Consider the following 24,861-nt stretch of genomic DNA (forward strand, 5'->3'; position numbering starts at 1 on the left):
GAAGCAGCGTATGAAGACCCGATACAGCGCCGAGGCACCGGCGCGCGACGAACTGGACCGGCTCGCCGGTCCGACGCTGGTGGAGTTCGGTACCGACTGGTGCGGCCATTGCCAGGCCGCCCAGCCGCTGCTGGCGGAAGTATTCAGCGACTATCCGGAGGTCGGCCACCTGAAGGTCGAGGACGGTCCCGGGCGCCGCCTGGGGCGCTCGTTCCAGGTCAAGCTGTGGCCGACCTTCGTCTTTCTTCGCGACGGCCGGGAGGTGGCGCGGGTGGTCCGCCCCGGCAGCGCCAGCGTGCTGGAAGAAGCGTTCGAGAGCCTGGTCGGCGAGGGCTGAGGACCCGGCCCTCGGGCCGGGCGGCGTTCAGGCCGGCATCGCGTGATCCACCTGTTCGCGGATCTCCTGGTAGCGCAGTTCCATCAGCTTGCGCTGCTCGCGCCGGGCCAGGGCCTGGGCGTAGCGGCGTTTCTCGATCGCGGTCTCCGGTTCCAGCGGACGCACCGCCACCGGCCGGCGCTGGTCGTCCATCGCCACCATGGTGAAGAAGCAACTGTTGGTATGGCGCACGGTGCGCTCGTGGATGTTCTCGGTCATCACCTTCACCCCGACCTCCATCGAAGTGCGCCCGGTGTAGTTCACCGAGGCGAGGAAGGTCACCAGTTCGCCGACATGGATCGGCTCGCGGAAGATCACCTGATCCACCGACAGGGTCACCACGTAGCGTCCGGCGTAGCGCTTGGCGCAGGCAAAGGCCACTTCGTCGAGGAGCTTGAGCAGCGCGCCGCCGTGGACGTTGCCGGAGAAGTTCGCCTTGTCGGGGGTCATGAGCACGCTCATGGTCAGTTGGTAGCTGCCAGGTTCCATCGTTCACCTATCACGCAAGTTGGTCACGGGCCATTGCAGTGGGCCGGCGGCCGCTCTGCGGCGGCCTCTGGCGATAGGGTAGGGAGAAACGCCGGCGCGATTAGCACCGCAGTCGACAATGGTGTTTTCCGCGAAACGGGCTTGCGGCGCCGCTCCGTATGCGCCAAGGGCTAGTCGCGGGAGCCGCCGCGTCCTTCCCGGCTGGCATCCATCCAGCGCAGCACTTCTTCGCCGAACTCCGGTGGCGCGATACGCCCCACCCGGCGTACCAGGTCGAGGATGGTCTGCTGGGCCAGCGCTTCTTCCATGCGCTTCTGCGCGGTGAGCATCACCGCGTGGATCGAGCAGGTGTTGCGGGTCGCCCAGGAAGGCGGGTTGCCTTCGAAGATCGCGCAGCGCTCGCGGACCTCGCGGCATTCGAAGATCGATTTGTCGCCGTCGATGGCGCGGACCACGTCGAGCACGCTGATTTCGTTGGCCGGCCGTGCCAGGCGGAAGCCACCGCGCACGCCTTCGGTGGCAGCCACCAGGCCGGCCTTGGCCAGGCGGGTGAAGACCTTGGCCAGCAGTTCCGGCGGCACGCCCTGCAACTCGGCGAGGGTGCGTACGCTGGACTCGCGGCTGTCGCCTTTCTCGTCGGCGAGGAACAACAGGCAGTGGATGCCGTATTCGACGCCGGCGCTATAGAGAGCCATCACTAACTCCGACAGAAATATTCGCAATATTCTGCGCGGTTTTCAGGCCGCTCACAAGGACAGGTCGTTCGCTGTCTTCCGCCTCGAAGCGCTCTATCTCCGATCCTTTTCGTATGTTTTCGACGTCTTTTCCTCTCTTTCACGGCGAGGGGCGATTGCCTGTCGGAACGCTTTTCGGGGATTGATCTTCTTAACTACGACAAATATAGTCGTAGTTACGGAGGGGCTTTTCTCCGGATATCCCGTCCTTTCCCTCCAGGAGCCCCCAATGAAACAACGTATCCTGATCGTCGGTGCCGGATTCGCCGGCATGTGGAGCGCGCTGAGCGCAGTGCGCCAGCTCGACCGCCAGGGCCGCGACGACGTCGAGGTCGCGGTGCTCGCGCCGCAGCCCGAGCTGCGCATCCGCCCGCGTTTCTACGAGCCTGACGTGCAGCGCATGGCGGCGCCGCTGGGCGAATTGTTCGCCGCGGTCGGCGTGCGTTTCGTGCAGGGCAGCGCGCAGCGCATCGACGTGGCCGGCAAGTGGGTGGAGTACCGCGATGCCGAGGGCACGCTGGGGCAACTGGACTACGACCGCCTGGTGCTGGCGGCCGGCAGCGGCGTGTGGCGTCCGGCGAGTGTCGTCGGCATCGACGCTGCCTTCGATGTCGACCAGTTGGAAGACGCCCTGCGCCTGGAGGCACACCTGCATGCCCTGCGCGACTTGCCGGATTCACCGGCACGCAACACCGTGGTGGTCGCCGGCGGCGGCTTCACCGGCATCGAGACCGCCACCGAGATGCCGGCGCGCCTGCGGGCGATCCTCGGCGAGAAAGCGGCGCTGCGAGTGATCGTGGTCGACCGCGGCGCCGCCATCGGCGCATCGATGGGCGCGGACCTGAGCGGCTTGATCGCCGAGGCCTCGGCGGAACTGGGCGTGGAGTGGTGCCTGGGGCGTTCGGTGGCGGCGGTGGATGCCGAGGGCGTGACGCTCGACGACGGCCAGCGGATCGAGGCGAAGACCGTGGTCTGGACCGTGGGCGTGCGGGCCAGCACGCTGACCGGGCAGATTCCGGGCGAGCGCGATGCCCAGGGTCGCCTGCATGTCGACCGCAACCTCAAGGTGCTCGGTCTCGACGATGTCTACGCCACCGGCGACGTGGCCCGCGCGGCTACCGACGACCTCGGCAACCATGCCCTGATGACCTGCCAGCACGCCATCGCCCTGGGTCGCTCGGCCGGCAATAACGTGGCCGCCGACCTGCTCGGCGTCGAGCCGATTCCCTACAGCCAGGTGAAATACGTGACCTGTCTCGATCTCGGTGGCTGGGGCGCGGTGTTCACCGAGGGCTGGGACCGCCAGGTACGGTTCGTGCGCGAGGAGGGCAAGAAGATCAAGACCGAGATCAATGGCGTGTGGATCTACCCGCCGGCGGCGGACCGCGCCGTGGCGCTGGCGGCGGCCGACCCGCTGATTCCGGTGGTGGCGTAGGGCGATTTTCCCTCACCCCAACCCTCTCCCGCAGGCGGGAGAGGATGCCGTGCAGCGTAGAGGGATGCAGCGGCGCGCGGATGCCTGGCTTCCGGTAGGGCGAATAACCGCGAAGCGGTTATCCGCCGTTGCCTCGGTTCTCTTGGGAGCGTGCGCCTTCAGCGCTGGCGTTCCACCGCCGGACGGGCGAGCAGAAGGCGCAACGAGGCCCCCAGCGTTTCGCCATGACCCAGGCCGTCGAGCGGCTGGAAGTCCAGCGTGAGCCCGGCAACCCGGCGCAGGTCATCTACCAGCCGCGCCATCGCCTGGCCCGGCTCGGCTTTCAGCGAGCCGCGCGGGCTGGCCGGTTCGGCGCTGCCGCGCCAGAGCAGGAGTTCCGCGCGCTTTCCGCGCAGGCGCTGTTCGAGCCCCGCTCGTTCGCCGAGGATCGCCCCGTCGCGCCACCACAGCGACGGGCTGGCCGCGGCGTAGCGGGCGAACTCGCCGGGACGGGTGAACAGTGCGTGGAGCACCAGCAAGCCGCCGTAGGAGTGTCCCCAGAGGGTTTGTCGCGCGGTGTCCAGGGGCGCCTGCGCCGCCACGGCCGGGCGCATGCCGTCGCGCAGCAGGTCGAGGAAGGCGTCGGCGCCACCGCTGGGCAGGCCGTTGAGCGGGTCGCGCTGATCGGCCTGGCCGGGACTCGCGGGGGTGTAGTCGAAGGTACGCCCGGCGCGGTCGATGCGCAGCGGCGTGCGGTAGCCGATGGCGACCAGCAGCGGTGCGTCGCCGTCGGCCAGGCGTCTCAGGGTTGACTCGTCGAGGGCGCCGACGGCGGCGTTGCCGTCGAGCATCCAGACCACCGGGTAGCCGGCGGCGGGCGGTGCCTGCAGCGGTCGGCCGAGCCACAGCCGGTAATGCCGCTGGCCATCGACGGAGTCCAGGTCCACGGCGCTGAAGCGATAGGGCAGGTCCTGGCGTTGCAGCAGGCTGCGGTCCATGGTCGCCTCGGGGTCCGGTTGCGCCAGCGGCGCGCCGCCGGGCAGGGCCGCCGCCAGGGCGAGGCCCAGGGCGGCGACGAGCAGGGAGGTTCTCATCAGGCTTTCTCGTTATGGCTCAGAACGACGCGGTCAGGCTGGTATAGAAGGTCCGTCCGGGCTCGTTGTAGGTCGCCGCGCCGGCCCCGTCGATGCCGACCACGCCCTGGGCATTGCCGGCGCGGAACAGGCGCTTGTCGAACAGGTTGTCGACGCCGGCGCCGAGGCTCAGGTTCTTGCTCAACCGATAGGTGCCGCCGAGGCCGGCGATGGCGTAGGGCGAGAGCTGGTCGTTGGCGCTGCCGGCGACACGGTCGCCGTGATAGTCGTATTTCTTCGGCTTCTGCTTGCCGTACCAGGTGACCGTGGCTTGCAGCGAGAGGTCGTCGGTGGCCTGCCAGTCGAGCATCGAGTTGAGGGTGTAGCGCGGCGTCACCGAGAGCACGTCGCCGGTTTCCTTGTTCTTCGATTGCAGCATGTAGGTGAAGTTGTTGCTCCACTTCAGGCCGTCGGCCAGGGGCAGGGTCAGGGTGCCTTCGAGGCCCTCGACCACCGCCTTGGGCACGTTCTCCCACTGGTAGATCGCCGCGTTGGCGTAGTCGCCCTTGCCGCCGCTGGCGTGGTCGACCGGTGACAGGCCGGATTCGATCTTGTTCTTGTAGTCGTTGCGGAAGTAGGTCAGCCCCGCTACCAGGCCGTCGTGGCTGTACTCGATGCCCAGTTCCTTGTTCACGCTGGTCTCGGCCTTGAGGCCGTCGTTGCCGCGCAGGTAGCAACTGGTGCTTTGCCCGTAGCAACCCTGGCCACGGCTGTAGAGCAGGTAGTCGGGGTTCAGCTGGTACAGGTTGGGGGCCTTGTAGGCGCGGGCGATACCGGCCTTCAGGGTGACCCGCTCGGTGAGCGCGTGGGACAGGTTCAGCGATGGGCTCCAGTTGTCGCCGACGATGTCGTGGTGGTCCCAGCGCAGGCCTGGGGTGAGCATGGTGCCGGGCATCAGCTCGATGTTGTCCTCGGCGAACAGCGAGAAGATCCGCGCCGAGGAACTGCTGCTGCGGTTCTTTCCGGCGAGACCGGGGATCGAGCCGCCTTCCTCGGTGTTCTGGGTGTTGGAGCTGGGGTCGTCGAGCTTCTGCTCGGTCCACTCGCTGCCGAGGGTCAGGGTCTGCTCGTAGCTCAGGTGCAGCGGCAGGTTGACCTCGCCGTGGGCGGTCAGGTCGCGCAGGGTGGCGGTGTAGAAGCCGGCGTTGTTGGGGTCGAAGATACCTTCGGTGCCGCCGGCCAGGCCTTCGTTGATCCGGCTGTTGCGGGTCTTCTCGTACTGCAGGTAGGCCAGCGAGCTGCCGAAGTCCCATTCGCCGCGATGGGTGACCGAGTAGGTCTCGCGGTACATGCGGTTGGTCTCGTGGCCGAGCATCTGCTTCACGTAGTTGTTGCTGTTGGTGTTCTGCGTGTCGCCGGTGTAGATGTTGCTCTGGCGGCTGAAGCCGGCCTCGAACTCGAGGGTCTGCTCGGGCGTCAGGCGCCAGCTGAGCAGCCCGTCGATGTCCTTGTTGCGCACGCCTTCGCGACCGGCGGGGAGGGTGCCGGCCTGCTTGCCGGTGCGGTTGGATTCGTGGCCGGCGTTGATGTCCCAGTCGTCCGAGTCGGTCTTGGCGATGTTGCCGTAGACGCGGTAGCTGAGGTTTTCCGTGAGCGGCCCGTTGAGACCGAAGCTCATCCGTTCGCTGGCGCCTTCGGCCTTGTGTTGCGGGAAATTGCTGTAGACGCTGAGATTACCGTGGGTTTCCGCGCCGGCCTGCTTGGTGATGATGTTCACCACGCCGCCCGCCGCGCCGTTGCCGTAGCGCGCCGCCGCCGGGCCGCGGATCACTTCGATGCGCTCGACCTGGTCGGCCGGCACCCAGTTGGTGTCGCCGCGGCTGTCGCGCTCGCCGCGCCAGCCGTAGCGCACCGAGTTGCGCGAGCTGACCGGCTTGCCGTCGACCAGGATCAGGGTGTTCTCCGGGCCCATGCCGCGGATGTCGATCTGCCGGTTGTTGCCACGCTGGCCGCTGGAGCTGTTGCCGGTCAGGTTGACCCCCGGCATGGTCCGGATGATCTGCGACAGGTCGTTGCTCGGCGGTCGCTTGGCGATGTCCTCGGCGGTGATGATGGAAACCCCCGGCGCCTGCTTGGTTTCCTCCTGGGCGGTGGCGACCACGGTCTGCTCGCCCAGCTCGATGACGGAGCCGTCGCCCTGGCCGGCGGCGTGTACGGCGTTGGCGAGCAGGCAACTGGACAGCAGCAGGAAGGGAACGGCGGGAAGGGCGCGTGAGGACATCGGTGATCTCCGGGCAATGCAGCGAAATGCAAGAGATCACAAATGATATTGATTGTTATTTGAGAGTAAAGCGCATTAACTTTCTAAACACTTCGCCCTCAGGCGGCCGCCGGCAGCCACAGGTGCAGGCACAATCCGGGCTTGCCGTTGCTGGCCCAGAGCCGGCCGCCCTGTAGCTCGATGGCGCGCCGGGCGATCGCCAGGCCGAGGCCGAAACCTTCGCCGGCGCTATCGTCCAGGCGCTGGTAGGGGAGGAAGATGCGTTCCAACTGGTCTTCCGCCACGCCAGGGCCCTGGTCCTGCAGGCGCAGGTGCCAGAAGTCGCCCTCGCGCTCGCCGTCGAGGCTGACCGTGCCGTCCTCGGGCGAGTGACGGATGGCGTTGCGCAGGAGGTTTTCCATGGCCTGGGCCAGGCTGTCCAGGTGTACCTCGACGCGACAGTCGACGCCCAAGCGGCAGGGTAGCCGCGCCGGGTCCCAGCCGCTTTCGAAACAGGCGTCATCGCGCAGCGCTTCCCACACCGACAGCGCCAGCACCGGCTCGGTGGGCAGTTGCGGGCGCTCGGTGTCCATCCAGGCGAGGTCGAGGGTGTCTTCCAGCAGTCGTTGCATGTCGCCGATTTCGCGATCCAGGCGCTGGCGCAACTGTTCCGGCGGTAGCTCGCTGTCGTGGGCGATGCGCAGGCGAGCCAGCGGCGTGCGCAGTTCGTGGGACAGGGTGCGCAGCAGCAGGCGCTGCTGGGCGAGACTCAGGCGCAGGCGCTCGGCCATGTGCTCCAGGGCCTGGGCCAGCTCGCCCAGTTCGTCGCGGCGGGCCGCCAGCGGTGCGGCGAGGGGAGTGCTTTCCAGTTCGTCGGCGCGCAGGGCGTCGGCGCGATCGCGCAAGCGGTTCAGCGGCACCACCAGGTGGCGATAGAGCAGCAGGCCGAGCAGGGCGGCCAGCAGGGTCGGGACTATGCCGTGGGTGACCAGGTGGGTCCAGGGGGTCAGTCCGCCGGGCAGCAGGCGCTCCGGTAACTGGATTACCAGCCGGCCCTGCTCGGGATGTCCGGGGAACTCGATGCTGACGTACGGCAGTTCGTCCTGCAGGCGCCGGCTCATCGGCCAGTCGAGCTTGCGCATGAAGGTCAGGTGGCTCGACTCCTCGGCGCTTAGCGGCGTGCTGCCGAGGCTTTCCAGGTGCGGTCCGACCAGCGCCACCCAGGTATCTTCCTTCGCCGACAGTTCCTTGCGGAAGCGTTCGGCGCCCGCGGCACCCTCGCTGCGCCAGGCATCCTCCGCCTGCCGCGCGTAGTCCGCCAGGTAGCTGCGGTCGGCCGGGGCGAGGAAGTAGGTGCTGCGCTCCACCGACAGGCCCCAAGTGTAGATCAGCCAGGTCAGCAGCAGGCAGAAGCCGACCTGCAGCAGCGCCAGTTTCCATAACAGCGGGTGCCTGCGCATCAGGGGTGTTCCGTCTCCACCAGTAGGTAGCCCTGGCCGCGTACCGCCTGGATCTGCAGGTGACGGACGGCGACCGCGGCGAGTTTGCGCCGCAGGTTGCAGACGTGCACGTCGAGACCGCGGTCGAGGCGCGTGTAGCTGCGGTGCAGCACGCTCCGGTAGAGGAACGGCTTGCTCAGCGCCTCGCCAGCGTGTTCGCGGAGCGTCGCCAGGAGGCGGTACTCGGATGGCGTCAGCCCCGCCGGAAGGCCCTGGTGGAGCACATCCTGGGCCTGGTCGTCGAACACCAGCCGGGTATCCCGCCGCTGCGCCGACGGCAGGCGGTCCAGTCGTACGCGGCGCAGCAGGGCGTCGGTGCGGGCATCCAGCTCGGCCAGGCTGAACGGCTTCGGCAGGTAGTCGTCGGCGCCGCGGGTGAAGCCGCTGATGCGATCCTGTTCGGCGCCCAGGGCCGACATCAGCATCACCGGCGTGGCCTGCTCGCGGCGCAGCGACTCCAGCAGGGCCAGGCCGTCGAGGCCGGGTAGCATGATGTCCAGCAACACCAGGTCGAACGCTTCGCGCCCGGCGGCTTCCAGTCCGTGCGAGCCATCGCCGCAGACGGTTACGCGGAAGCCGCGCCGGCGGAAATGCGCGTCGAGATCCTCGCGTAGGCGCGGGTCGTCTTCGACCAGCAGCAGGCGGGGAGATGGGATTGAGATATGAGAATGATTCACGTTCGTGAATATCTCATTTTTGCCGGGTATCGGGCAATGGGCCAATGCGCCGCAGCGTGCTCGGAGCGGAAATACTTTTCGACAAAGCCGTCGTTGCTTCGGCTTTGGTTCTGGCTTAGGGTCGGCGGGTCCGCAGGAGGCGGGCAGGAGTGTCGTGGCTATTGGCCAGCCTTTCGCGACGGCACTGGGTTGTACGATCATCTGGCGCGCTGCTGGCGCGTTGTTCGGGCCGCCCGCCGCAGGTGACTATCAAGGAAGATTCCCCATGCTGTTCTCCCAACACACCCGCCTGGTACACGTGGACTCCCCGCTGGGACCCGAGGTCCTGCAACTGCAACGGCTGGAGGGTCGCGAAGAGCTGGGCCGGCTGTTCAGCCACGAGCTCGAACTGGTCTCGAGCAATCCCGCCTTGCCTCTGGATGCCCTGTTGGGCAAGCCGATGAGCCTCGCGCTGGAACTCCCCGGCGGCAGCCGGCGGTATTTCCACGGCATCGTCGCGCGCTGTAGCCAGGGCGCCGGCGCCGGCCAGTTCGCCAGCTACCAGGTCACCCTGCGGCCCTGGCTGTGGCTGCTGACGCGCACCTCCGACTGCCGCATCTTCCAGAACCAGAAGGTCCCGGACATCATCAAGCAGGTGTTCCGCGACCTTGGCTTCTCCGACTTCGAGGACGCCCTGAGCCGCTCCTACCGCGAGTGGGAATACTGTGTGCAATACCGCGAGACCAGCTTCGATTTCGTCAGCCGGCTGATGGAGCAGGAAGGCATTTACTACTGGTTCCGCCACGAAAAGAAGCGCCACATCCTGGTGCTCTCCGATGCCTACGGCGCGCACCACAGCCCGGCCGGCTACACCAGCGTGCCCTATTACCCGCCGAGCCTCGGCCACCGCGAGCGCGACCACTTCTTCGACTGGCACATGGCGCGCGAGGTCCAGCCCGGCTCGCTGAGCCTCAACGACTACGACTTCCAGCGTCCCGGCACCCGCCTGGAAGTGCGCTCCAATGTCGGGCGCGCCCATGCCGCGGCCGACTACCCGCTCTACGACTACCCTGGCGAGTATGTGCAGAGTCAGGACGGCGAACACTATGCACGGACCCGCATCGAGGCGATCCAGACCCAGTACGAGCGAGTTCGCCTGCGGGGATGCGCCAGGGGTATTGGGGCGGGCCATCTGTTCCACCTGAGCAACTACCCGCGCCTGGACCAGAACCGCGAATACCTGGTGGTTGGCGCCGAGTACCGGGTAGTCCAGGAACTCTACGAGACCGGTAATGGCGGGGGCGGCGCGCAGTTCGAGAGCGAGCTGGACTGTATCGACGCCGGCCAGGCTTTCCGCCCCTTGCCGTCGACCCCGGTGCCGGTGGTGCGTGGCCCGCAGACCGCGGTGGTGGTCGGGCCCAAGGGCGAGGAGATCTGGACCGACCAGTATGGCCGGGTCAAGGTGCATTTCCACTGGGACCGCCACGACCAGTCCAACGAGAACAGCTCCTGCTGGATGCGCGTCTCGCAGGCCTGGGCCGGGAAGAACTGGGGCTCGATCCAGATCCCGCGGATCGGCCAGGAAGTGATCGTCAGCTTCCTCGAAGGCGACCCGGACCGGCCGATCATCACCGGGCGGGTCTACAACGCCGAGCAGACGGTGCCCTACGAGCTGCCGGCGAACGCCACCCAGAGCGGCACCAAGAGCCGTTCGAGCAAGGGCGGCACGCCGGCCAACTTCAACGAGATCCGCATGGAGGACAAGAAGGGCGCCGAGCAGTTGTTCATCCATGCCGAGAGGAACCAGGACATCGAGGTCGAGAACGACGAGAGCCACTGGGTCGGCCACGACCGGACCAAGACCATCGACCACGACGAGACGGTGCATGTGAAGCACGATCGCACCGAGACCGTGGACAACAACGAGACCATCACCGTGCATGCCAACCGCAGCAAGACGGTCGACCGCAACGAGACGGTCAGGATCGGCATGAACAAGACGGAAACCATCCTCATGGCCTCGTTGCAGAACGTCGGCATGGGGCGCATGGAAAACGTCGGGCTCGGCTACAGCCTGAACGTCGGCATGATGATGAACACCGTGGTCGGGCTGAACCAGAGCACCCAGGTGATGAAGAAGAAGACCTTGTCGGTGGGCGATAGCTACGAAGTGAGCGTGGGCGGCAGCGACGATGGCTCGAAGATCACCCTGGACGGCCGGAGCATCACCCTCGGCAGCCAGCGCATCGAGCTGACCGCCGACCGCGAGATCCTCTTGCGCTGCGGCCAGAGCACGATCCGCCTGACGCCGGGGGAGATCGAGATCCTCTCGCCCAATGTCGATATCAACTGTTGAGCGGCGGGCGGATGTCCTGTCGCGGCTTTTCCCAAGGAAGGATGGATAGATGAGCGGCCTACCGGTTTCCCATGTCGGCGAGAAAGTCTCGGGAGGGGTTATCTCCACCGGCTCGCCCACCGTGCACGTCGGCAGCAGCGCGGTCGGCCTGGCCGACCGGGTGTCCGCCTGCGTGCCGTTGGTGGGCAAGCCGGTCAACCCGATGCTCGGCAGCAAGCTGCTGCCGGAAGAGGTCGATTTCGCCCTGGCGGCGCCGGACACCTTCACCTTCGCCCGTGGCTACCTGTCGAGCAACCCCCGTATCGGCCGGCTCGGCCGGGGCTGGTGGCTGCCGGGCGAGAGCATGCACCTGGAACTGAGCGAAGACGCCTGCGTGCTGGTCGACGCCCAGGGCCGCCGGATCGGCTTTCCTGCGCTGGCTCCCGGCGCCCAGCATTATTCCGGCAGCGAGGAGCTGTGGCTGCGCCGCGGCGGTTCGAGCGGCGGCGAAGCGCAGGCCTGGCGCGGGCGCTGGGCGGCGGTGCCGGCCGAACTGCAGACGCAGGAGGGCTCCGTGCTGGTGCTGTCCGGCCACAGCTACCTGCATTTCCAGCGTTGCCCCGACGGTATCTGGCGCCTGCAGGCCAGCTTCGGCCGCGCCGGCTACCGCACCGAGTTCCGCTGGAGCGGACGTGGCCTGCTCACCGGCGTGCGCGACAGCGCCGGGCGCAGCTATGCGCTGGTCTACCAGCAAGCCTGCGAGCCGAGCGAGGGCGACGACGGCCTGCGTCTGTTCGGCGTGATCCTGGCCAGCCACGACGGACCGCCTCCGGACTACATCGATCCGCAGAGCCCGGGGCTCGACTGGCTGGTGCGCTACCAGTTCAGCGACAGCGGCGATCTGATCGCCGTGCGCGACCGTCTTGGCCAGGTGGTCCGGGTATTCGCCTGGCGCGAGCACATGCTGGTCGCCCACGGCGAACCGGGCGGGCTGGAGGTTCGCTACGAGTGGGATGTCCATGCTCCGCACGGGCGGGTCGTGAAGCAGATCGAGGCGGGCGGCCTGACCCGTACCTTCCGCTACCTGCGCGATGCCACCGAGGTCAGCGACAGCCTCGGCCGCGTCGAACGCTACGAGTTCGCCGGCGAGGGCGGGCAGCGGCGCTGGACCGCGCTGGTCAGGGCCGACGGCAGCCGTAGCGAGTTCGACTACGACCTGTTCGGCCGCCTGGTCGCCATGCGCGATCCGCTGGGACGGGAGACGCGGCGCCGGCGCGATGGCCAGGGGCGGATGCTCGAGGAGGAGTCGCCGGGCAAGGCGCGCTATCGCAAGCGCGTCGACGAAGAGACCGGGCTGCTGGTCGAGCTGGAGGACGCGATGCAGCGCCGCTGGACCTTCGAGCGCGACGAACGGGGCAATGCGACGACGGTGCGCGGCCCGGCCGGCAGCACCCGCTACGCCTACGAAGACCCGCGCCTGCCCGACCGGCCGACGCGAATCGTCGACCCGCGCGGCGGCGAGCGGCGCCTGGAGTGGAACCGCTTCGGCCTGTTGGCCGCGTTGACCGATTGTTCCGGCCAGGTCTGGCGTTACGACTACGACAACGAAGGACGTTTGGTCGCCAGCAGCGACCCGCTGGGACAACTGACCCGGCGCCGCTACGACCCGCTGGGGCAACTGATCGGCCTGGAATTGGCCGACGGCAGCGCCCTGAGCTATGAATACGACGCCCTTGGGCGGCAGATCCGTATCGCCGATGCCGAGGGGCACGCCACGCTGTTTTCCTGGGGGCACGGCGATCTGCTGGCGCGGGTTTCCGACGCCGGCGGCGGCGAATTGTCCTACCTGCACGACGAAGCCGGCAGGCTGGTCGCCCTGACCAACGAGAACGGCGTCCAGGCGCAGTTCCGCTACGACCTGCTGGACCGTCTGGTGGAAGAGACCGGCTTCGACGGTCGTCGCCAACGCTATCGCTACAACGCCGCTGACGAACTGATCGCCCGCGAGGATGCCGACGGTCGCGAGACCACCTATGCCTACGACCGCGACGGCCGCCTGGCGAGCATCCGGGTTCCCGCCACCGAGCACGCACCGGCCCTGGTCGAGCGTTACCGCTGGTTGGCCGACGGCCGCCTGGCCAGCGCCGGCGGGGCGGATTGCGAGGTGCGCTACACGTACGACGAGGTCGGTAACCTGCGCCTGGAAAGCCAGGTACATGCCGACGGTTGGGTCTACAGCGTCGAGCACAGCCACGACGCGCTAGGCGTGCGCCAGACCAGCCGCTACGGCGACGCGCCGCCGGTCGCCTGGCTGACCTATGGCCCGGGTCATCTGCACGGCGCGCTGGTCGGTGCGGTCGAGCTGGCCTTCGAGCGCGATGCCCTGCACCGCGAGGTGCGTCGCGACGCCCGCCGCGACGGGCAGGATGACGCGTTGTTCACCCAGGAGCGCCAGCACGCGCCGCTGGGACGCCTGCAGCGCAGCCGCCTGCGTCTGGCCGGCGGTTTCGACTGGCAGCGCGGCTATCGCTACGACGGACTTGGACAACTGGTCGGCATCGACGACAACCAGTATCCGTCGGTGCGCTACGAATACGACCTCGGCGGTCGCCTGCTGGCCAGCCGGCGCGCTGGCGCGGCGGCCAGCACCTACCGCTACGACGCCGCCGGCAACCGCCTGGAGGGCGTCGGCGAGTACGCGCGCGAGGACGCTCGCCAGGCATTCGCCGAGAACGAACTGTACCGCTCCGGTTTCAGTCGCTCCGAGACGCGCGCGAGCCAGGCCGGCGAAGGCCCGGCGCGCTGGGCCGGCAACCGCGTGGAGAGGATCGCCGGCAACCGCTATCGCTTCGATGCGCTGGGCAACCTGGTCGAGCGTATCGGCGCCGACGGCGAGCGCCTGCGCCTGGCCTACGACGGCGCGCAGCGCCTGGTCCATCTGACGCGCGATTACGCCGACGGCACGCGGCTGGAGGCGCGCTACCGCTACGACGCGCTGTCGCGACGGATCGCCAAGGTGGTGCTGCGCGACGGTGTCGAGCAGCAGGTGCGCTTCGGCTGGGACGGCGATCGCCAATGCGCCGAAGCCTTTGCGCGGGAACTGCGCACCACCGTTCACGAACCGGGCGGTTTCGTCCCGTTGCTGCGCCTGGAGCAGGCCTGCGAGCCCGATCCCCCGGAGCTGCTGCAACTGCGCCAGGCGTTCGCCGCCGAAGGCCAGCCGCTGCCGGCGCAATGCGTGCCGGCGCTGGGCGAGGCGCGGATCGCTTTCTTCCACACCGATCACCTCGGTACCCCCCTGCAGCTGAGCGACGAACGTGGCCAACTGCGTTGGCAGGGCGTTCCGGACGACTGGCGGGCGGTAGCGCCGGAACGACAGCCGGGTGCGCAGCCGATCCGCTTCCAGGGGCAGTACCACGATGAGGAAAGCGGCCTCTACTACAACCGCTACCGTTACTACCTGCCGGAAGCCGGGCGCTATGCCAGCCAGGACCCGCTCGGCCTGGGCGGTGGCCCCAACCCCTATGCCTACGCGCTGAACGCGCCCACGCTGGCCTACGATCCCACCGGCCTGATCATCCCGCTGGTGGTGATCGGCGCCTTCGCCGCCCGCGCCGCGATCGGAGCGGCGCTGGGCGCCGGCATCGAGCTGGGGATGCAAACCGGCAAGCAGGTGCTGGGGCAGATGAAGGACAACTGGGACAGCGATCGCGACCTCACCGATATCAAGTGGAAGTGCATCGACATCAACTGGAAACACGTCGGCGCCTCGGCGGCCATCGGCACCGTGGCGCCGGGCATGCTCAGCACCGGCAAGACCGTGGTGCAGTCCGCCAAGGCGATCAGGACCCTTTCCGGACAGGCGGCCAACACCGCCAACCGCGCGGCCAAGCTGGCCGCGCGCAAGGCCGCCCATGCCGATACCATCAAGAAGGCCGTGGCCACCCAGGCCGCCTGGCAGACGGGCAAGCAGATCGTCAAATGCCCGCTGAAGGACGAAGAAGAGGAGTGCCCGCCGCAATGATCAAGCATTACCTGCTGATGACCCTCGTCTGCATACCGCTGGCGTTGCTCTATGTCTGCCTGGAATGGTTCTTCGGCAACACCTGGGTGACCGTCGGGGTGTTCTTCGGCGTGCTCGTCGTGCTGCGCCTCGGGCTCTACCTCTACCGCCGCTCGAAGGGCATCAGGGACGGCTACCTGGACGAGTGAGGCCGACCCGGCATCGCGGAGCATCGACCCATGCAGGGCCTCTTCGTCAATGGCTCCGCCAGTCTTACGCCGCCGATGCTGTCGCGCAGGCGCTGCTGGCGGCGTTCGCCTGGTAACCTGGCGACCTGCCTGTCTTCTTTGCCAAGGTCCGAGGAGCCGACCATGCACGACCTGCCTACCTACGACGATGTGATCGCCGCCGCCGCGCGGATCGCCGGGCATGCCAACCGCACGCCGGTGATGTCCTCGCGTACCCTCGACGAAGAACTCGGCGCGGAAGTCTTCTTCAAATGCGAAAACCTGCAGCGCATGGAAGCGTTCAAATTCCGCGGCGCCTTCAACGCGCTGTCGCGGTTTTCCGCCGAGCAGCGTGCCGCCGGGGTGGTGGCGTTCTCCTCCGGCAACCACGCCCAGGCCATCGCCCTCTCGGCGCGCTTGCTGGGGATCCCGGCGACCATCGTGATGCCGGCCGACGCGCCGGCGGTGAAGATCGAGGCGACCCGTGGCTACGGCGGGCAGGTAGTGCTCTATGACCGCTATACGGAAGATCGCGAGCAGATCGGCCGCGACCTGGCGCAGCGCCATGGCCTGACCCTGATCCCGCCCTACGATCACCCCGACGTGCTGGCCGGGCAGGGCACCGCGGCCAAGGAACTGTTCGAAGAAGTCGGTCCGCTGGACGCTTTCTTCGCGCCCCTCGGCGGCGGCGGCTTGCTCTCCGGCTGCGCCCTGGCGATCCGCGCGCTGGCGCCGGCCTGCCGGATCTACGGGGTGGAGCCGGAGGCCGGCAACGATGGCCAGCGTTCGCTGCGCAGCGGCGCCATCGTGCATATCGATACGCCGCAGACCCTCGCCGATGGCGCCCAGACCCAGCATTTGGGCAATCTCACCTTCCCGCTGATCCAGCGCAACGTCGATGACATCCTCACCGCCAGCGACGCCGAACTGGTGGATGGCATGCGCTTCCTCGCCGCGCGGATGAAGCTGCTGGTCGAGCCCACCGGTTGCCTCGGCCTGGCCGCCGCCCGCCAGCGCAAGGACGAATTGCGCGGCAAGCGGGTCGGGATCCTGCTCAGCGGCGGTAACGTCGACCTGGCGCGTTTCTGCGCCTTGCTCGGCGGCTAGCCGGCCGCTAGAGGCCGAGTCCTTCGCTGGCTGCCCAGCGCGCCATCAGGCGGTTCGACGGCAGGCTTTCGTCGAGCAGCTTGCGCGCGCTTTCCACCCCCGCGACCGGCAGGCCCTGCGGGTCGAGCAGGCCGATCTGCACCAGCACGCCGGCCTGGTCCCAATAGATGTGCTCGTGGTAAAGGCGGTCGCCGCGAAAGCGCACCACGCCGAGCATGGGGATTTCCACGAAGCGCCCGGTGGGTGGGACGCCGGGCAGCAGCCAGTCGATCTCGCAGCTGTGGGTGAAGCGCATGACGAACTCGTCGACCACCTGCAGCGCCCCCACCGTCCGCGAAATCGGCGTGAGGGTCATGTCCGGCGGGTTGCCGTGGATGAAGTGATGGCGGTAGAAGCGGCTCAGTTCGCGCTGGCCGACGCCGCCGGTGAGGGTCGGGACATGGTTGACGTAGGGCTCGGCGACCATGGTCGCCATGGTCGCGGCGACGTCGCGGGTGTCGAACTCGTGGCGCACATGCTCGTCCCACAGCGCGGAGAGGTCGAAGTTCGGCCCGATCTCCCGCTTCAGGGCGGCGATGCTGCGTTCGTGAGCCATCAGGTAGGCCGGTTTGTCGAAGTGCATGCCGCCGACGCGGGCGAAGGCGTGATCGACGCCGGGGTAGAGGTACAACTCGGTCTTGGGCAGGTTGCACAGGCAGGGCAGGATCGCGTCGCGGGCCTGCTGCGGGCAGTAGGCGTCCTGTTCGGCGAAATGCAGCACCAGCCGGCCCTTGATCTGTTTCGCCTCGTCGAGCAGCGCCTCGATGCCCATGCCGTAGTAGCCCACCGAGCAGGAGACGTCGGTGCGCGTCGCGGCGAGGTAGGCCAGCTTGCCGCCCATGCAGAAGCCGACGAAGCCGATCCCGGCGTGGACCACCTCCTCGCGTTGGCGCAGGTGCTCGATACAGGCGGTGATGTCGTCCACCGCGGCGTCCAGGTCGATGCGCTGGAACAGCTCGATGGCCTTGGCGAAGGCCGCTTCGTCGTAGCCCAGGTCGACCCCCGGCTGCAGCCGCCAGAACAGGTCGGGGACCAGGGCCACGTAGCCCTCTTCGGCGTACAGGTCGGCCACCGCGCGCATGTTCGCGTTGACGCCGAAGATTTCCTGACCGATCACCACGCCCGGCCCCTTGCCGCTGGCGGGGAGCGCGAGATACGCGTCGAACCGGCCGCTGCCGTCGGACGCGGCGATGCTGACGTACTGTCCCATGCCTGGATTCCTCATCGGGTTGTTGTTGGAGTGGGAAAACGGGAAAGCGAAGCGAACCAGCCTAGTAGGAACCGGCCGGCGGGTCATTGGCTATCCGCATGCTGGCGGAGGGTATCCGGATTGTCCGGGAGCGAGGGGCGGGAGGCAGCGCGCTCCTCGGCGAGCCGCTCGCGGATACCGCTCAGGCCCGCTGGCGCTGCCAGGGCGGGCCAGCGGCGAACCGCGCTTCCACCCATTGGCGGAACGCGCTGGCCGCTGCCGTGGCGTAGCGCGCCGAGGGGCGCACCAGGTAGACGCCGGCGTCGGCGTCCAGTTGCCACTCCGGCAGCACCCGTACCAGCCTGCCGGCTTCGAGGTCGCGGCTCATCAGCCACTCGCCGGCGGCGAAGATACCCAGGCCCTGGCGTGCGGCGCAGAGCAGGGCCTCGTTGTCGTTGCTGACCATCGAGCCGCGTACCCGCACGGGCTGCTGTTCGTCCTGGCGGGTCAGCTTCCATTCCGGGTACGAGTGCAGTCCGCTGAAGCCGAGGCAATTATGTGCCGCCAGGTCGGCCGGGATACGCGGTACCCCATGCCGCTTCAGGTAGTCGGGAGCGGCGCCGAGGATGCGCCGATGGGCGCACAGCCGCCTGGCCACCAGGCGGCTGTCGGCCAGTTCGCCGACCCGGATCGCGAGGTCGAAGCCTTCCGCGATGATGTCGACGAAGCGCTCCGAATAGTCGGTTTCCAGCACCACCTGCGGATGCGCCAGGGCGAACTCCGCCAGCAGCGGACCGAGCCAGAGCCGGCCCATCGCCGACGGCAGGGCGATGCGCAGGCGTCCGCGCAGTTGCGCGGCGCCCAGGCTGGCTTCGTGCTCGGCCTCGTCGAGCAGGTCGACGGCCTGGCGGAAGCGGCTCGCCAGGCGCTCGCCTTCATCGGTGAAGCGCAGTTGCCGGGTGGTGCGTTCGACCAGGCGGATGCCGAGGCGACGCTCCAGTGCGCCGAGCCGCTTCGAGAGCACCGAGGGATGGCGTTGCAGGGCGCGGCCGGCGGCGGCGAACGAACCGTGCTCGGCCAGGGCCAGGAGCGTGGCGACTTCATCGGCCTGCCGGCTGTCGAACGGTTGCATGCATGCGCCTCTTGCGGGTGGGTCAGGGCAAGAGTACCAGCGCGCCTTGCGAGCGTCCCTCCAGCAGATCGGTATGCGCCACGGCCGCCTCGGCCAGCGGGTAGCGCCGCCAGACCCGGGGCTGGATGACACCGTCTGCATGGGCGCGCAGCACAGCCTGCGCGCGTAGCCGGTATTCCTCCGGGTTGGCGGTGTGGGCGGCGAGCGAGGGACGGGTGAGGAACAGCGAACCCTTGGCGTTGAGGGTGGCGACTTCGACGGCTGGCGGCACGCCGGAGGTAGCGCCGAAGGACACCAGCAGGCCGCGCGGACGCAAGCTGTTCAGGGATGCCTCGAAGGTAGCGCGACCGATGGGGTCGTAGACCACATCGACCTTGCGCCCGGCGGTCAGCTCGGCGACCTGGGCGGCGAGACTGGCCGCGTCGAACACCAGCACCTCGTCGCAGCCGGCAGCCCTGGCCCGCTCGACGCTTTCCGCCTTCGACACCACGCCGATCACCCAGGCGCCCAGGTGCCGGGCCCAGGCCGCCATCAACTGGCCGACGGCGCCCGCCGCGCCGTACAGCAGGATGCGTGTGCCGGGCCCGACGGGGTAGGTGGCGTGCAGCAGGTAGTGCGCGGTGATGCCCTTGAACAGCAGCGCCGCCGCGTCCTCGAAAGCGAGTGTGTCGGGCAGCTTCAGCAAGCGCTCGGCGGGGTAGAGCCGGGCGCTGGCATAGGCGCCCAGCGGGCCGGTGGCATAGGCGACGCGGTCGCCCGGCGCCAGTCCGGAGACTCCCGGACCCAGCGCGGCGACCACTCCGGCGCCTTCCAGGCCGAGGCCGGACGGCAGCGGAATCGGTACCGCTCCCGAGCGCTGGCCGAGGTCCAGCGGATTGACGCCGATGGCGGCCTGCTCCAGCCAGACCTCGCCGGGGCCCGGTTGCTGCGCCTGGACTTGCTCCAGGCGCAGGACCTCGGGGCCTCCGTTTGCGTTGAGGGTGATGCGACTGGGCATGGCGGTCTCCTTGGCTGCGTTCGTCGTTCCGGCAGTCTAATGAAGCATCCGGGGATGACCAGGTAGGTTCTTTGCAGTTGATTGCTGCACCGCATGCAGTAGTGAGACGGTGCTCCAAGGTGACCGAAAGTCGTGTTTCCGTATCGACAGGATTCGCCTAGTGTAAGGCGGCAGCCTGGACGGCCATGGTCCCTGTGGTCGCCGGGATCATTTCGGGAGAGTCCCATGACGGCACCTTTCAAGGATCATTTCTCCACGGGTTCGGCGAACTACGCCGCACATCGTCCGACCTACCCGGCGCGGTTGGTCGACGAGCTGGCCGCGCTCTGCCCCGGCACCCGCCTGGCCCTGGACTGCGGCTGCGGCACCGGACAGCTCACGGTGCTGTTGGCCGAGCGTTTCGAACGGGTGGTCGGTACCGACGCCAGCGCCGCGCAGATCGACAAGGCGCAGGCTCGCGAGTGGGTCGAGTATCGCGTGGCCCTGGCCGAGGACAGCGGACTGGCGGCGGCCAGCGCCGACCTGGTGACGGTCGCCCAGGCCGCCCACTGGCTGGACCTGCCGCGCTTCTACGAGGAAGTCCGGCGTGTGGCCCGCGCGGACGCCATCCTGGCCCTGGTTACCTATGGCGTATTGCATGTCGACGGACCCATGGAACCGCTGGTCCAGCACTTCTACCACCAGGTCGTCGGCCCCTACTGGCCTGCCGAGCGGCGCCACGTGGAGGAGGGCTACCGCAGTCTGCCGTTCCCCTTCGAGGAGCGTCGCCTGCCGGACCTGGCCATCGAGGTGGCCTGGACCCTGGACGAACTGCTGGGCTATGTCGGTACCTGGTCGGCGGTGAAGGAGGCCGGCAAGGCCCTTGGCCAGGATCCGGGCGCCGCGTTCGTCGATGAGCTGCGCGAAGCCTGGGGCGACCCGCAGACGCGCTATCGGGTCAGTTGGCCGCTGACGGTGCGCGCCGGGGTGATCCGCTGAGCCATCGGACGCAATCCGAAACTCAACCATGACGGCGGGGAGAGCGCCGATCGCGTCCGCCTGCCGTCTACGCAGGTCGCTGCAACCCCCTGGCAGCCGCGGCGTCGCTTGAGCGCGGGTAGGGGGCAGGTGGTGCGCCGAGTCGTATTCGTCGAACTCGCCATGCCGCCCCAGGCCGGGTCGGCGTGCAGGTTGCCAGTCCCTGGCGTACGGGGCGCTCAGTGCGTGCTTTCGTTTCACTGAGCGAGGTTTTCCAGCGCTATGAAGAAATCGCCCCGATTGCAGGATGAGTCTTGCTTTCGTCCCGGTTTCACTGCCGCTGGCTGCTGAATCGAGGGTGCACTCCGCGCAGTCCGGCCCCTCACCTTGAGAGCCGTTGCCATTGTCGGGGTTACCCACGTGCTTTCCAGCAGGTACGGAGCCGATGGGAGATCGAGTTGGCGAGAGTGCCGGCTTGCTCCGGCCTTCTGAAGACTCTTCTTGAATCAGAAAAACCTTACGCCAGAAGTAGTGGGGGCTGATGGCCCCGCTCGTTTCGATCCTTCATGGTTAGCGGGTTCTGTTCTTCTTCGCCGTGGAGAGTTTTTCTGTGAGTGGTTCCCTCTTGGTACCGGCCAGTCTCGCCAGTCGCATCAGGCTCCTGCTGGTCATGACCCGGCGCGAGGTCGAACTGCGTTATCGCGACGCCATGTTGGGCCGCATCTGGATCATCGTCTCGCCGTTCCTGCTCTTGCTGATCTATACGTTTGTCTTCGGCTTCGTGCTGAAGTCGCGCTGGGGTGGAAGCCAGAGCACGCTCTCCTTCGCCTTGACCCTGTTTTCCGGACTCCTGCTGAACGGGATCCTCGCTGAAAGCCTGTCCAGGGCCCCGACTATCATCCAGGCCAACGCCAACTACGTGAAGAAGCTGGTTTTTCCCCTGGAGATACTCCCCCTCACACCGCTGCTGGCCGCTTTCTTCAACGCCATGCTCGGCTACCTGGTGCTCTGTATCTTTCTTCTCTTCAGCGGCGTCGAGCCAGGCTGGCAACTGGTTCTGCTACCGCTTGCCCTGCTCCCCTTCCTGCTCTGCGTGACGGGGCTGGCGTGGTTCCTCGCGGGGCTCGGGGTCTATGTTCGCGACATAGGGCAGTTCGTCCAGTTTCTCCTGGTGCTTCTGCTATTCATCAGCCCGGTGTTCTATCCGCTGTCTTCCTTGCCACCGGTAATGCAGCCCTACCTGTACCTCAATCCGCTGACGATCCCGGTGGAAATGGTCAGGGCGATCCTTTTCGATGCTCCCTATCCGACCCTTGGGGTCTTCAGCGTTTATTGCGTTGCGTCTCTGCTGGTCTGTTCATCGGGCTTCCTCTGGTTCCGTCGGGTTCAGGAAGGTTTTGCAGATGTCCTCTGAGGCCGTTTCCCCGGGCCCGCAGATGACGGCCGAGTGGATACCGCTGGGGCAGCGTTTGCTCGAACGCGGGTTGGTGAGCGGCCAGGAACTCGAGCGGGCGCTCGACCTGCAACGCCGGCTTGGCGGCCGCCTGGGAGGTATTCTCGTGCGTTCCGGAGCCATCTCGGAAAATACCCTCATGCAGGTGCTGGCGGAGCAACTGCGGTTGCCGCTGGTGGGGGACGACCTGCGGAAGCCGAGCGAAGAGTCCATCGCCGCATTCCTGCTCAGTACCCCGATCAATACCGACTGGTTCGTCGAAGAGCAACTGGTGGTCTGGGAGGAGGGCGAGCAACTGCTGTTCGCGGCGCGTGATCCGTTATCTCCTTCGATACGCGAAACCCTGGGCTATTTCTATCCGGAGCGCTCGATTCAAGCAGTGCTGTGCCGCTCCCAGGATCTGGACGGCTGGTTGGAGCACTCCCTGGACCTGGCCCGGCAAGGTGCGGATCGGCACGCCTACGGCAGCGAAGACATCCGCTACCTGCGGGAGTTGGCGGAGGAGGCGCCGGTAGTCGAACTCGTCAACAACGTGATGAGCCAGGCCATGGAAAAGCGTTCTTCGGATATTCACATCGAACCCCGGGAGTTCGACTTCCGTATCCGCTTCCGCGTCGACGGCGTCCTGCACGACCAACTGAGCCTTCCCCGCGAGCGATTCGCGGCGGTCGTCTCGCGGATCAAGCTGATCTCCGCCATCGACATCGCGGAGCGACGGTTGCCGCAGGATGGACGCATGAGCATCCGGGTCAGCGGTACGGAGCTCGACGTGCGGGTCTCCACCTTGCCAGGGGTGCATGGCGAATCGGTGGTCATGCGCCTGTTGCCGAAGGAGCGCGAGGGGTTGCGCCTGGACCGGCTCGGGATGCTCCCGGACCACTTGCGGAGGATGCGTGCATGGGTAGCGGAACCCCACGGCATCATCCTGGTGACCGGCCCCACCGGATCGGGCAAGTCCACCACGCTCTATGGCGCGCTGGAGGAAATCAATGATGGCGTGCGCAAGCTCATCAGCGTGGAAGATCCCGTGGAATACCAGGTGCCCAATATCACCCAGGTCCAGGTCCATGCCGACATCGGCCTGACCTTCGCTGCCGCCTTGCGCTCGATCCTGCGGCAGGATCCCGATGTGATCATGATCGGGGAGATACGCGACCTGGAGACGGCGGAGATCGCCGTACAGTCCTCGCTCACCGGTCACCTGGTGCTTTCGACCCTGCATACCAACGATGCGGTGAGCGCCTTCACGCGTTTGATCGACATGGGCGTGGAACCCTTCCTGGTGGCTTCGCCGGTGCGCGGTGTCCAGGCCCAGCGACTGGTGCGCAGGTTGTGCGCCCACTGCGCGGAACCTTGCGAGCCAACCCTTGCTGCGGCCGATCTGGCAGCGACCCAGGCGGCCACCGCGCGGCTGTTCCCGGGGCAGGCAGCGCAATGGCGCGTGGCGCGAGGCTGCGGCCGCTGCGAAGGTACCGGCTACAGCGGCCGTGTGGGCATCTACGAACTCGTCGATCTGTCTTCCGAGATGCGCGACCTGATCGTGCAGAGAGCTTCCCTCGAACAGATGCATCGGCTTGCCGCCAGCCAGGGACAGCGCAATCTGCGTGAAGATGGCTTGATCAAGGCCTGGTTGGGTATGACCAGTCTTGACGAGGTGCATCGCGTGACCAGCGGCTAAGCCCATGAATTTCATCTACCAGGCCGTCGATCGCAAGGGCAGGCGCGTTCGTGGTGAACTCTGCCTCCCCACGCGCCAGGATGCGCTGCGGCAGTTGCAGCGCCAGGGGCTCACCCCGCTCAGCCTGGAGGTGAAACGCCGCAACCTGGGCTCGCGACGTCGGCTCAAGGCCGAGGAATTGAACATGGCCATCCACGAACTGGCCACCATGCTCGCGGCGGGAGTGAGCATGGCCGACGCGGTGGAGGCTCAGGAGCGAGGCGCGCGCCACCCGAAGTTGATTACCGCCCTGCAGGCGATGGCCAATGGTCTGCGCCAGGGGCAATCCTTTCCCGTGGTGCTGGAGAGCGCCGGCCTCGACTTGCCGCGCTATGTATATCAACTGGTGGCGGCCGGCGAGATGACCGGAAACCTCGCAGGAGCCCTGAGGGACTGTGCCACGCAGATGGAATACGAACGGCGAACCCGCGCCGAGTTGCAAGGGGCGCTGATCTACCCTGCGATTCTGGTGCTCAGCGGGGTGCTCGCCGTGGCGACCCTGTTCGTCTTCGTCGTTCCGAAATTCGCCAATCTCCTGAACGAGACTGCCCAGCTCCCGTGGCTTGCCTGGGCAGTGCTGAGCATCGGGGTATGGAGCAACGAGAGTTCCGGCTTGCTGGCGTTCGCCGTCCTGCTGCTTGCTGGCGGCATCGCCGTGGCGCTGCGCAATCCGGCGCTCCGCGCCCATGCGCTCGACCAGTTGGTGCGCCTGCCCGTAGTCGGGGAATGGTTGATGCAGGCGGAAATAGCGCAATGGTCGAAGGTGCTTGGAACCCTGCTGGGAAATCGTGTGCCGCTGGTGGAGGCCCTGCTGCTTTCCGCCGCTGGCGTCCGCATTGCCCGGCAGCGCCGGACCCTGGAGCGAGTCACCCAGGATGTGCGGGCCGGCATCGCCTTGTCGGCAGCGTTGGAGGAGCGCCAGGCGGTCACGTCCATCGGTTCGAGCCTGGTGCGGGTTGGAGAGGCCTCCGGGCAGCTCGCGGAGATGCTGCAGAGCCTGGCGACGCTCTATGGAGAGGCCGGGCAGGCGCGAATGAAAAAGGCCCTGGTACTGATCGAGCCTTTGGCGATCCTGCTGATCGGCTCTGTGTTCGGCCTGATCATTACCGGCGTGGTACTGGCGATTACCAGCGCCAACGACATGGTGCTTTGAATGCCGGGTATCGATGCCGCGGCTGGTTGGATGAGACGTGAAGTGGAAACC

Annotated in this window: 19 protein-coding genes; 10 read left to right on the plus strand and 9 right to left on the minus strand. The window is 67.4% G+C overall.

What is annotated here, in order from left to right:
* The first annotated feature begins 10 nt into the window (after nucleotides 1-10).
* Nucleotides 11-337: a thioredoxin family protein gene (locus tag AC1RB9_RS11770; RefSeq protein ID WP_003101499.1), complete on the plus strand. Its 327-nt coding sequence runs from the start codon at nucleotides 11-13 to the stop codon at nucleotides 335-337.
* Nucleotides 338-364: 27 nt separating this feature from the next.
* Here the strand turns inward: AC1RB9_RS11770 and AC1RB9_RS11775 are convergent, their stop codons facing one another.
* On the minus strand, nucleotides 365-865 hold the full coding sequence (locus AC1RB9_RS11775) for an acyl-CoA thioesterase (protein ID WP_003090555.1): 501 nt from the start codon (nucleotides 863-865) through the stop codon (nucleotides 365-367).
* A gap of 170 nt (nucleotides 866-1,035) precedes the next feature.
* Nucleotides 1,036-1,560, minus strand: coding sequence for an RrF2 family transcriptional regulator (locus AC1RB9_RS11780; protein WP_003090553.1), 525 nt, complete (start codon nucleotides 1,558-1,560; stop codon nucleotides 1,036-1,038).
* Between the two features lie 268 nt (nucleotides 1,561-1,828).
* On the opposite strand from AC1RB9_RS11780, the gene AC1RB9_RS11785 reads away from it, so the two are divergent.
* The gene (locus tag AC1RB9_RS11785) at nucleotides 1,829-3,034 is read left to right on the plus strand and encodes an NAD(P)/FAD-dependent oxidoreductase (protein ID WP_003160471.1); all 1,206 of its coding nucleotides are present in this window, start codon (nucleotides 1,829-1,831) and stop codon (nucleotides 3,032-3,034) included.
* Between the two features lie 158 nt (nucleotides 3,035-3,192).
* Here the strand turns inward: AC1RB9_RS11785 and pfeE are convergent, their stop codons facing one another.
* The 4 genes from pfeE to AC1RB9_RS11805 form a co-directional block, all read right to left on the minus strand.
* Nucleotides 3,193-4,107: a ferric enterobactin esterase PfeE gene (gene pfeE, locus AC1RB9_RS11790; protein ID WP_003090549.1), complete on the minus strand. Its 915-nt coding sequence runs from the start codon at nucleotides 4,105-4,107 to the stop codon at nucleotides 3,193-3,195.
* Nucleotides 4,108-4,126: 19 nt separating this feature from the next.
* Complete coding sequence (pfeA, locus tag AC1RB9_RS11795; protein WP_003451810.1) at nucleotides 4,127-6,367, minus strand: siderophore enterobactin receptor PfeA; 2,241 nt, start codon at nucleotides 6,365-6,367, stop codon at nucleotides 4,127-4,129.
* A gap of 98 nt (nucleotides 6,368-6,465) precedes the next feature.
* Complete coding sequence (gene pfeS / locus AC1RB9_RS11800; protein ID WP_003162120.1) at nucleotides 6,466-7,806, minus strand: two-component system sensor histidine kinase PfeS; 1,341 nt, start codon at nucleotides 7,804-7,806, stop codon at nucleotides 6,466-6,468.
* Nucleotides 7,806-8,522 (minus strand): response regulator transcription factor, encoded by a 717-nt coding sequence (locus AC1RB9_RS11805; protein WP_003101494.1) that lies wholly within the window; start codon nucleotides 8,520-8,522, stop codon nucleotides 7,806-7,808. Before AC1RB9_RS11805 ends, pfeS begins: the two co-directional genes overlap by 1 nt.
* 265 nt (nucleotides 8,523-8,787) lie before the next feature.
* On the opposite strand from AC1RB9_RS11805, the gene AC1RB9_RS11810 reads away from it, so the two are divergent.
* The 4 genes from AC1RB9_RS11810 to AC1RB9_RS11825 all read left to right on the plus strand — a co-directional run bounded on the left by AC1RB9_RS11810 (nucleotide 8,788) and on the right by AC1RB9_RS11825 (nucleotide 16,173).
* Complete coding sequence (locus AC1RB9_RS11810; RefSeq protein WP_034060837.1) at nucleotides 8,788-10,857, plus strand: type VI secretion system tip protein TssI/VgrG; 2,070 nt, start codon at nucleotides 8,788-8,790, stop codon at nucleotides 10,855-10,857.
* A gap of 49 nt (nucleotides 10,858-10,906) precedes the next feature.
* The gene (gene tse5 / locus AC1RB9_RS11815; RefSeq protein ID WP_003451806.1) at nucleotides 10,907-14,860 is read left to right on the plus strand and encodes a type VI secretion system effector Tse5; all 3,954 of its coding nucleotides are present in this window, start codon (nucleotides 10,907-10,909) and stop codon (nucleotides 14,858-14,860) included.
* The gene (locus tag AC1RB9_RS11820; RefSeq protein WP_003090543.1) at nucleotides 14,857-15,048 is read left to right on the plus strand and encodes a hypothetical protein; all 192 of its coding nucleotides are present in this window, start codon (nucleotides 14,857-14,859) and stop codon (nucleotides 15,046-15,048) included. Before tse5 ends, AC1RB9_RS11820 begins: the two co-directional genes overlap by 4 nt.
* A 162-nt stretch (nucleotides 15,049-15,210) precedes the next feature.
* Nucleotides 15,211-16,173, plus strand: coding sequence for a threo-3-hydroxy-L-aspartate ammonia-lyase (locus tag AC1RB9_RS11825; RefSeq protein WP_003451804.1), 963 nt, complete (start codon nucleotides 15,211-15,213; stop codon nucleotides 16,171-16,173).
* Nucleotides 16,174-16,180: 7 nt separating this feature from the next.
* On the opposite strand, the gene AC1RB9_RS11830 is transcribed toward AC1RB9_RS11825, so the two are convergent.
* The 3 genes from AC1RB9_RS11830 to AC1RB9_RS11840 all read right to left on the minus strand — a co-directional run bounded on the left by AC1RB9_RS11830 (nucleotide 16,181) and on the right by AC1RB9_RS11840 (nucleotide 19,530).
* The gene (locus AC1RB9_RS11830) at nucleotides 16,181-17,422 is read right to left on the minus strand and encodes a dienelactone hydrolase family protein (protein WP_003451803.1); all 1,242 of its coding nucleotides are present in this window, start codon (nucleotides 17,420-17,422) and stop codon (nucleotides 16,181-16,183) included.
* Nucleotides 17,423-17,603: 181 nt separating this feature from the next.
* A complete protein-coding gene (locus AC1RB9_RS11835; RefSeq protein WP_003116706.1) occupies nucleotides 17,604-18,533 on the minus strand; it encodes a LysR family transcriptional regulator in 930 nt (309 codons plus the stop codon).
* Between the two features lie 22 nt (nucleotides 18,534-18,555).
* Nucleotides 18,556-19,530 carry a quinone oxidoreductase family protein gene (locus AC1RB9_RS11840; RefSeq protein WP_003097735.1) on the minus strand — a complete coding sequence of 325 codons (975 nt, stop codon included), beginning with the start codon at nucleotides 19,528-19,530 and terminating at the stop codon, nucleotides 18,556-18,558.
* A 225-nt stretch (nucleotides 19,531-19,755) separates the two neighbouring features.
* On the opposite strand from AC1RB9_RS11840, the gene AC1RB9_RS11845 reads away from it, so the two are divergent.
* From AC1RB9_RS11845 to AC1RB9_RS11860, 4 genes are all read left to right on the plus strand, one after another.
* Nucleotides 19,756-20,508: a class I SAM-dependent methyltransferase gene (locus AC1RB9_RS11845; protein WP_003451802.1), complete on the plus strand. Its 753-nt coding sequence runs from the start codon at nucleotides 19,756-19,758 to the stop codon at nucleotides 20,506-20,508.
* A 589-nt stretch (nucleotides 20,509-21,097) separates the two neighbouring features.
* Nucleotides 21,098-21,901: an ABC transporter permease gene (locus AC1RB9_RS11850; RefSeq protein WP_003097732.1), complete on the plus strand. Its 804-nt coding sequence runs from the start codon at nucleotides 21,098-21,100 to the stop codon at nucleotides 21,899-21,901.
* Nucleotides 21,891-23,618 (plus strand): GspE/PulE family protein, encoded by a 1,728-nt coding sequence (locus AC1RB9_RS11855; RefSeq protein ID WP_003122595.1) that lies wholly within the window; start codon nucleotides 21,891-21,893, stop codon nucleotides 23,616-23,618. The genes AC1RB9_RS11850 and AC1RB9_RS11855 overlap by 11 nt, the downstream gene beginning before the upstream one ends.
* Nucleotides 23,619-23,622: 4 nt before the next feature.
* A complete protein-coding gene (locus tag AC1RB9_RS11860; protein WP_003097729.1) occupies nucleotides 23,623-24,810 on the plus strand; it encodes a type II secretion system F family protein in 1,188 nt (395 codons plus the stop codon).
* The last annotated feature ends 51 nt before the right edge of the window (nucleotides 24,811-24,861 follow it).

The organism is Pseudomonas sp. 20-5 (assembly GCF_056782835.1).

What these genes read in the sequence shown, in the direction of transcription:
- AC1RB9_RS11770 (WP_003101499.1), top strand. Translation starts at nt 11, where the DNA reads ATGAAGACCCGATACAGCGCCGAGGCACCGGCGCGCGACGAACTGGAC.
- AC1RB9_RS11775 (WP_003090555.1), bottom strand. Translation starts at nt 865, where the DNA reads ATGGAACCTGGCAGCTACCAACTGACCATGAGCGTGCTCATGACCCCC.
- AC1RB9_RS11780 (WP_003090553.1), bottom strand. Translation starts at nt 1,560, where the DNA reads ATGGCTCTCTATAGCGCCGGCGTCGAATACGGCATCCACTGCCTGTTG.
- AC1RB9_RS11785 (WP_003160471.1), top strand. Translation starts at nt 1,829, where the DNA reads ATGAAACAACGTATCCTGATCGTCGGTGCCGGATTCGCCGGCATGTGG.
- pfeE (WP_003090549.1), bottom strand. Translation starts at nt 4,107, where the DNA reads ATGAGAACCTCCCTGCTCGTCGCCGCCCTGGGCCTCGCCCTGGCGGCG.
- pfeA (WP_003451810.1), bottom strand. Translation starts at nt 6,367, where the DNA reads ATGTCCTCACGCGCCCTTCCCGCCGTTCCCTTCCTGCTGCTGTCCAGT.
- pfeS (WP_003162120.1), bottom strand. Translation starts at nt 7,806, where the DNA reads ATGCGCAGGCACCCGCTGTTATGGAAACTGGCGCTGCTGCAGGTCGGC.
- AC1RB9_RS11810 (WP_034060837.1), top strand. Translation starts at nt 8,788, where the DNA reads ATGCTGTTCTCCCAACACACCCGCCTGGTACACGTGGACTCCCCGCTG.
- tse5 (WP_003451806.1), top strand. Translation starts at nt 10,907, where the DNA reads ATGAGCGGCCTACCGGTTTCCCATGTCGGCGAGAAAGTCTCGGGAGGG.
- AC1RB9_RS11820 (WP_003090543.1), top strand. Translation starts at nt 14,857, where the DNA reads ATGATCAAGCATTACCTGCTGATGACCCTCGTCTGCATACCGCTGGCG.
- AC1RB9_RS11825 (WP_003451804.1), top strand. Translation starts at nt 15,211, where the DNA reads ATGCACGACCTGCCTACCTACGACGATGTGATCGCCGCCGCCGCGCGG.
- AC1RB9_RS11830 (WP_003451803.1), bottom strand. Translation starts at nt 17,422, where the DNA reads ATGGGACAGTACGTCAGCATCGCCGCGTCCGACGGCAGCGGCCGGTTC.
- AC1RB9_RS11835 (WP_003116706.1), bottom strand. Translation starts at nt 18,533, where the DNA reads ATGCAACCGTTCGACAGCCGGCAGGCCGATGAAGTCGCCACGCTCCTG.
- AC1RB9_RS11840 (WP_003097735.1), bottom strand. Translation starts at nt 19,530, where the DNA reads ATGCCCAGTCGCATCACCCTCAACGCAAACGGAGGCCCCGAGGTCCTG.
- AC1RB9_RS11845 (WP_003451802.1), top strand. Translation starts at nt 19,756, where the DNA reads ATGACGGCACCTTTCAAGGATCATTTCTCCACGGGTTCGGCGAACTAC.
- AC1RB9_RS11855 (WP_003122595.1), top strand. Translation starts at nt 21,891, where the DNA reads ATGTCCTCTGAGGCCGTTTCCCCGGGCCCGCAGATGACGGCCGAGTGG.
- AC1RB9_RS11860 (WP_003097729.1), top strand. Translation starts at nt 23,623, where the DNA reads ATGAATTTCATCTACCAGGCCGTCGATCGCAAGGGCAGGCGCGTTCGT.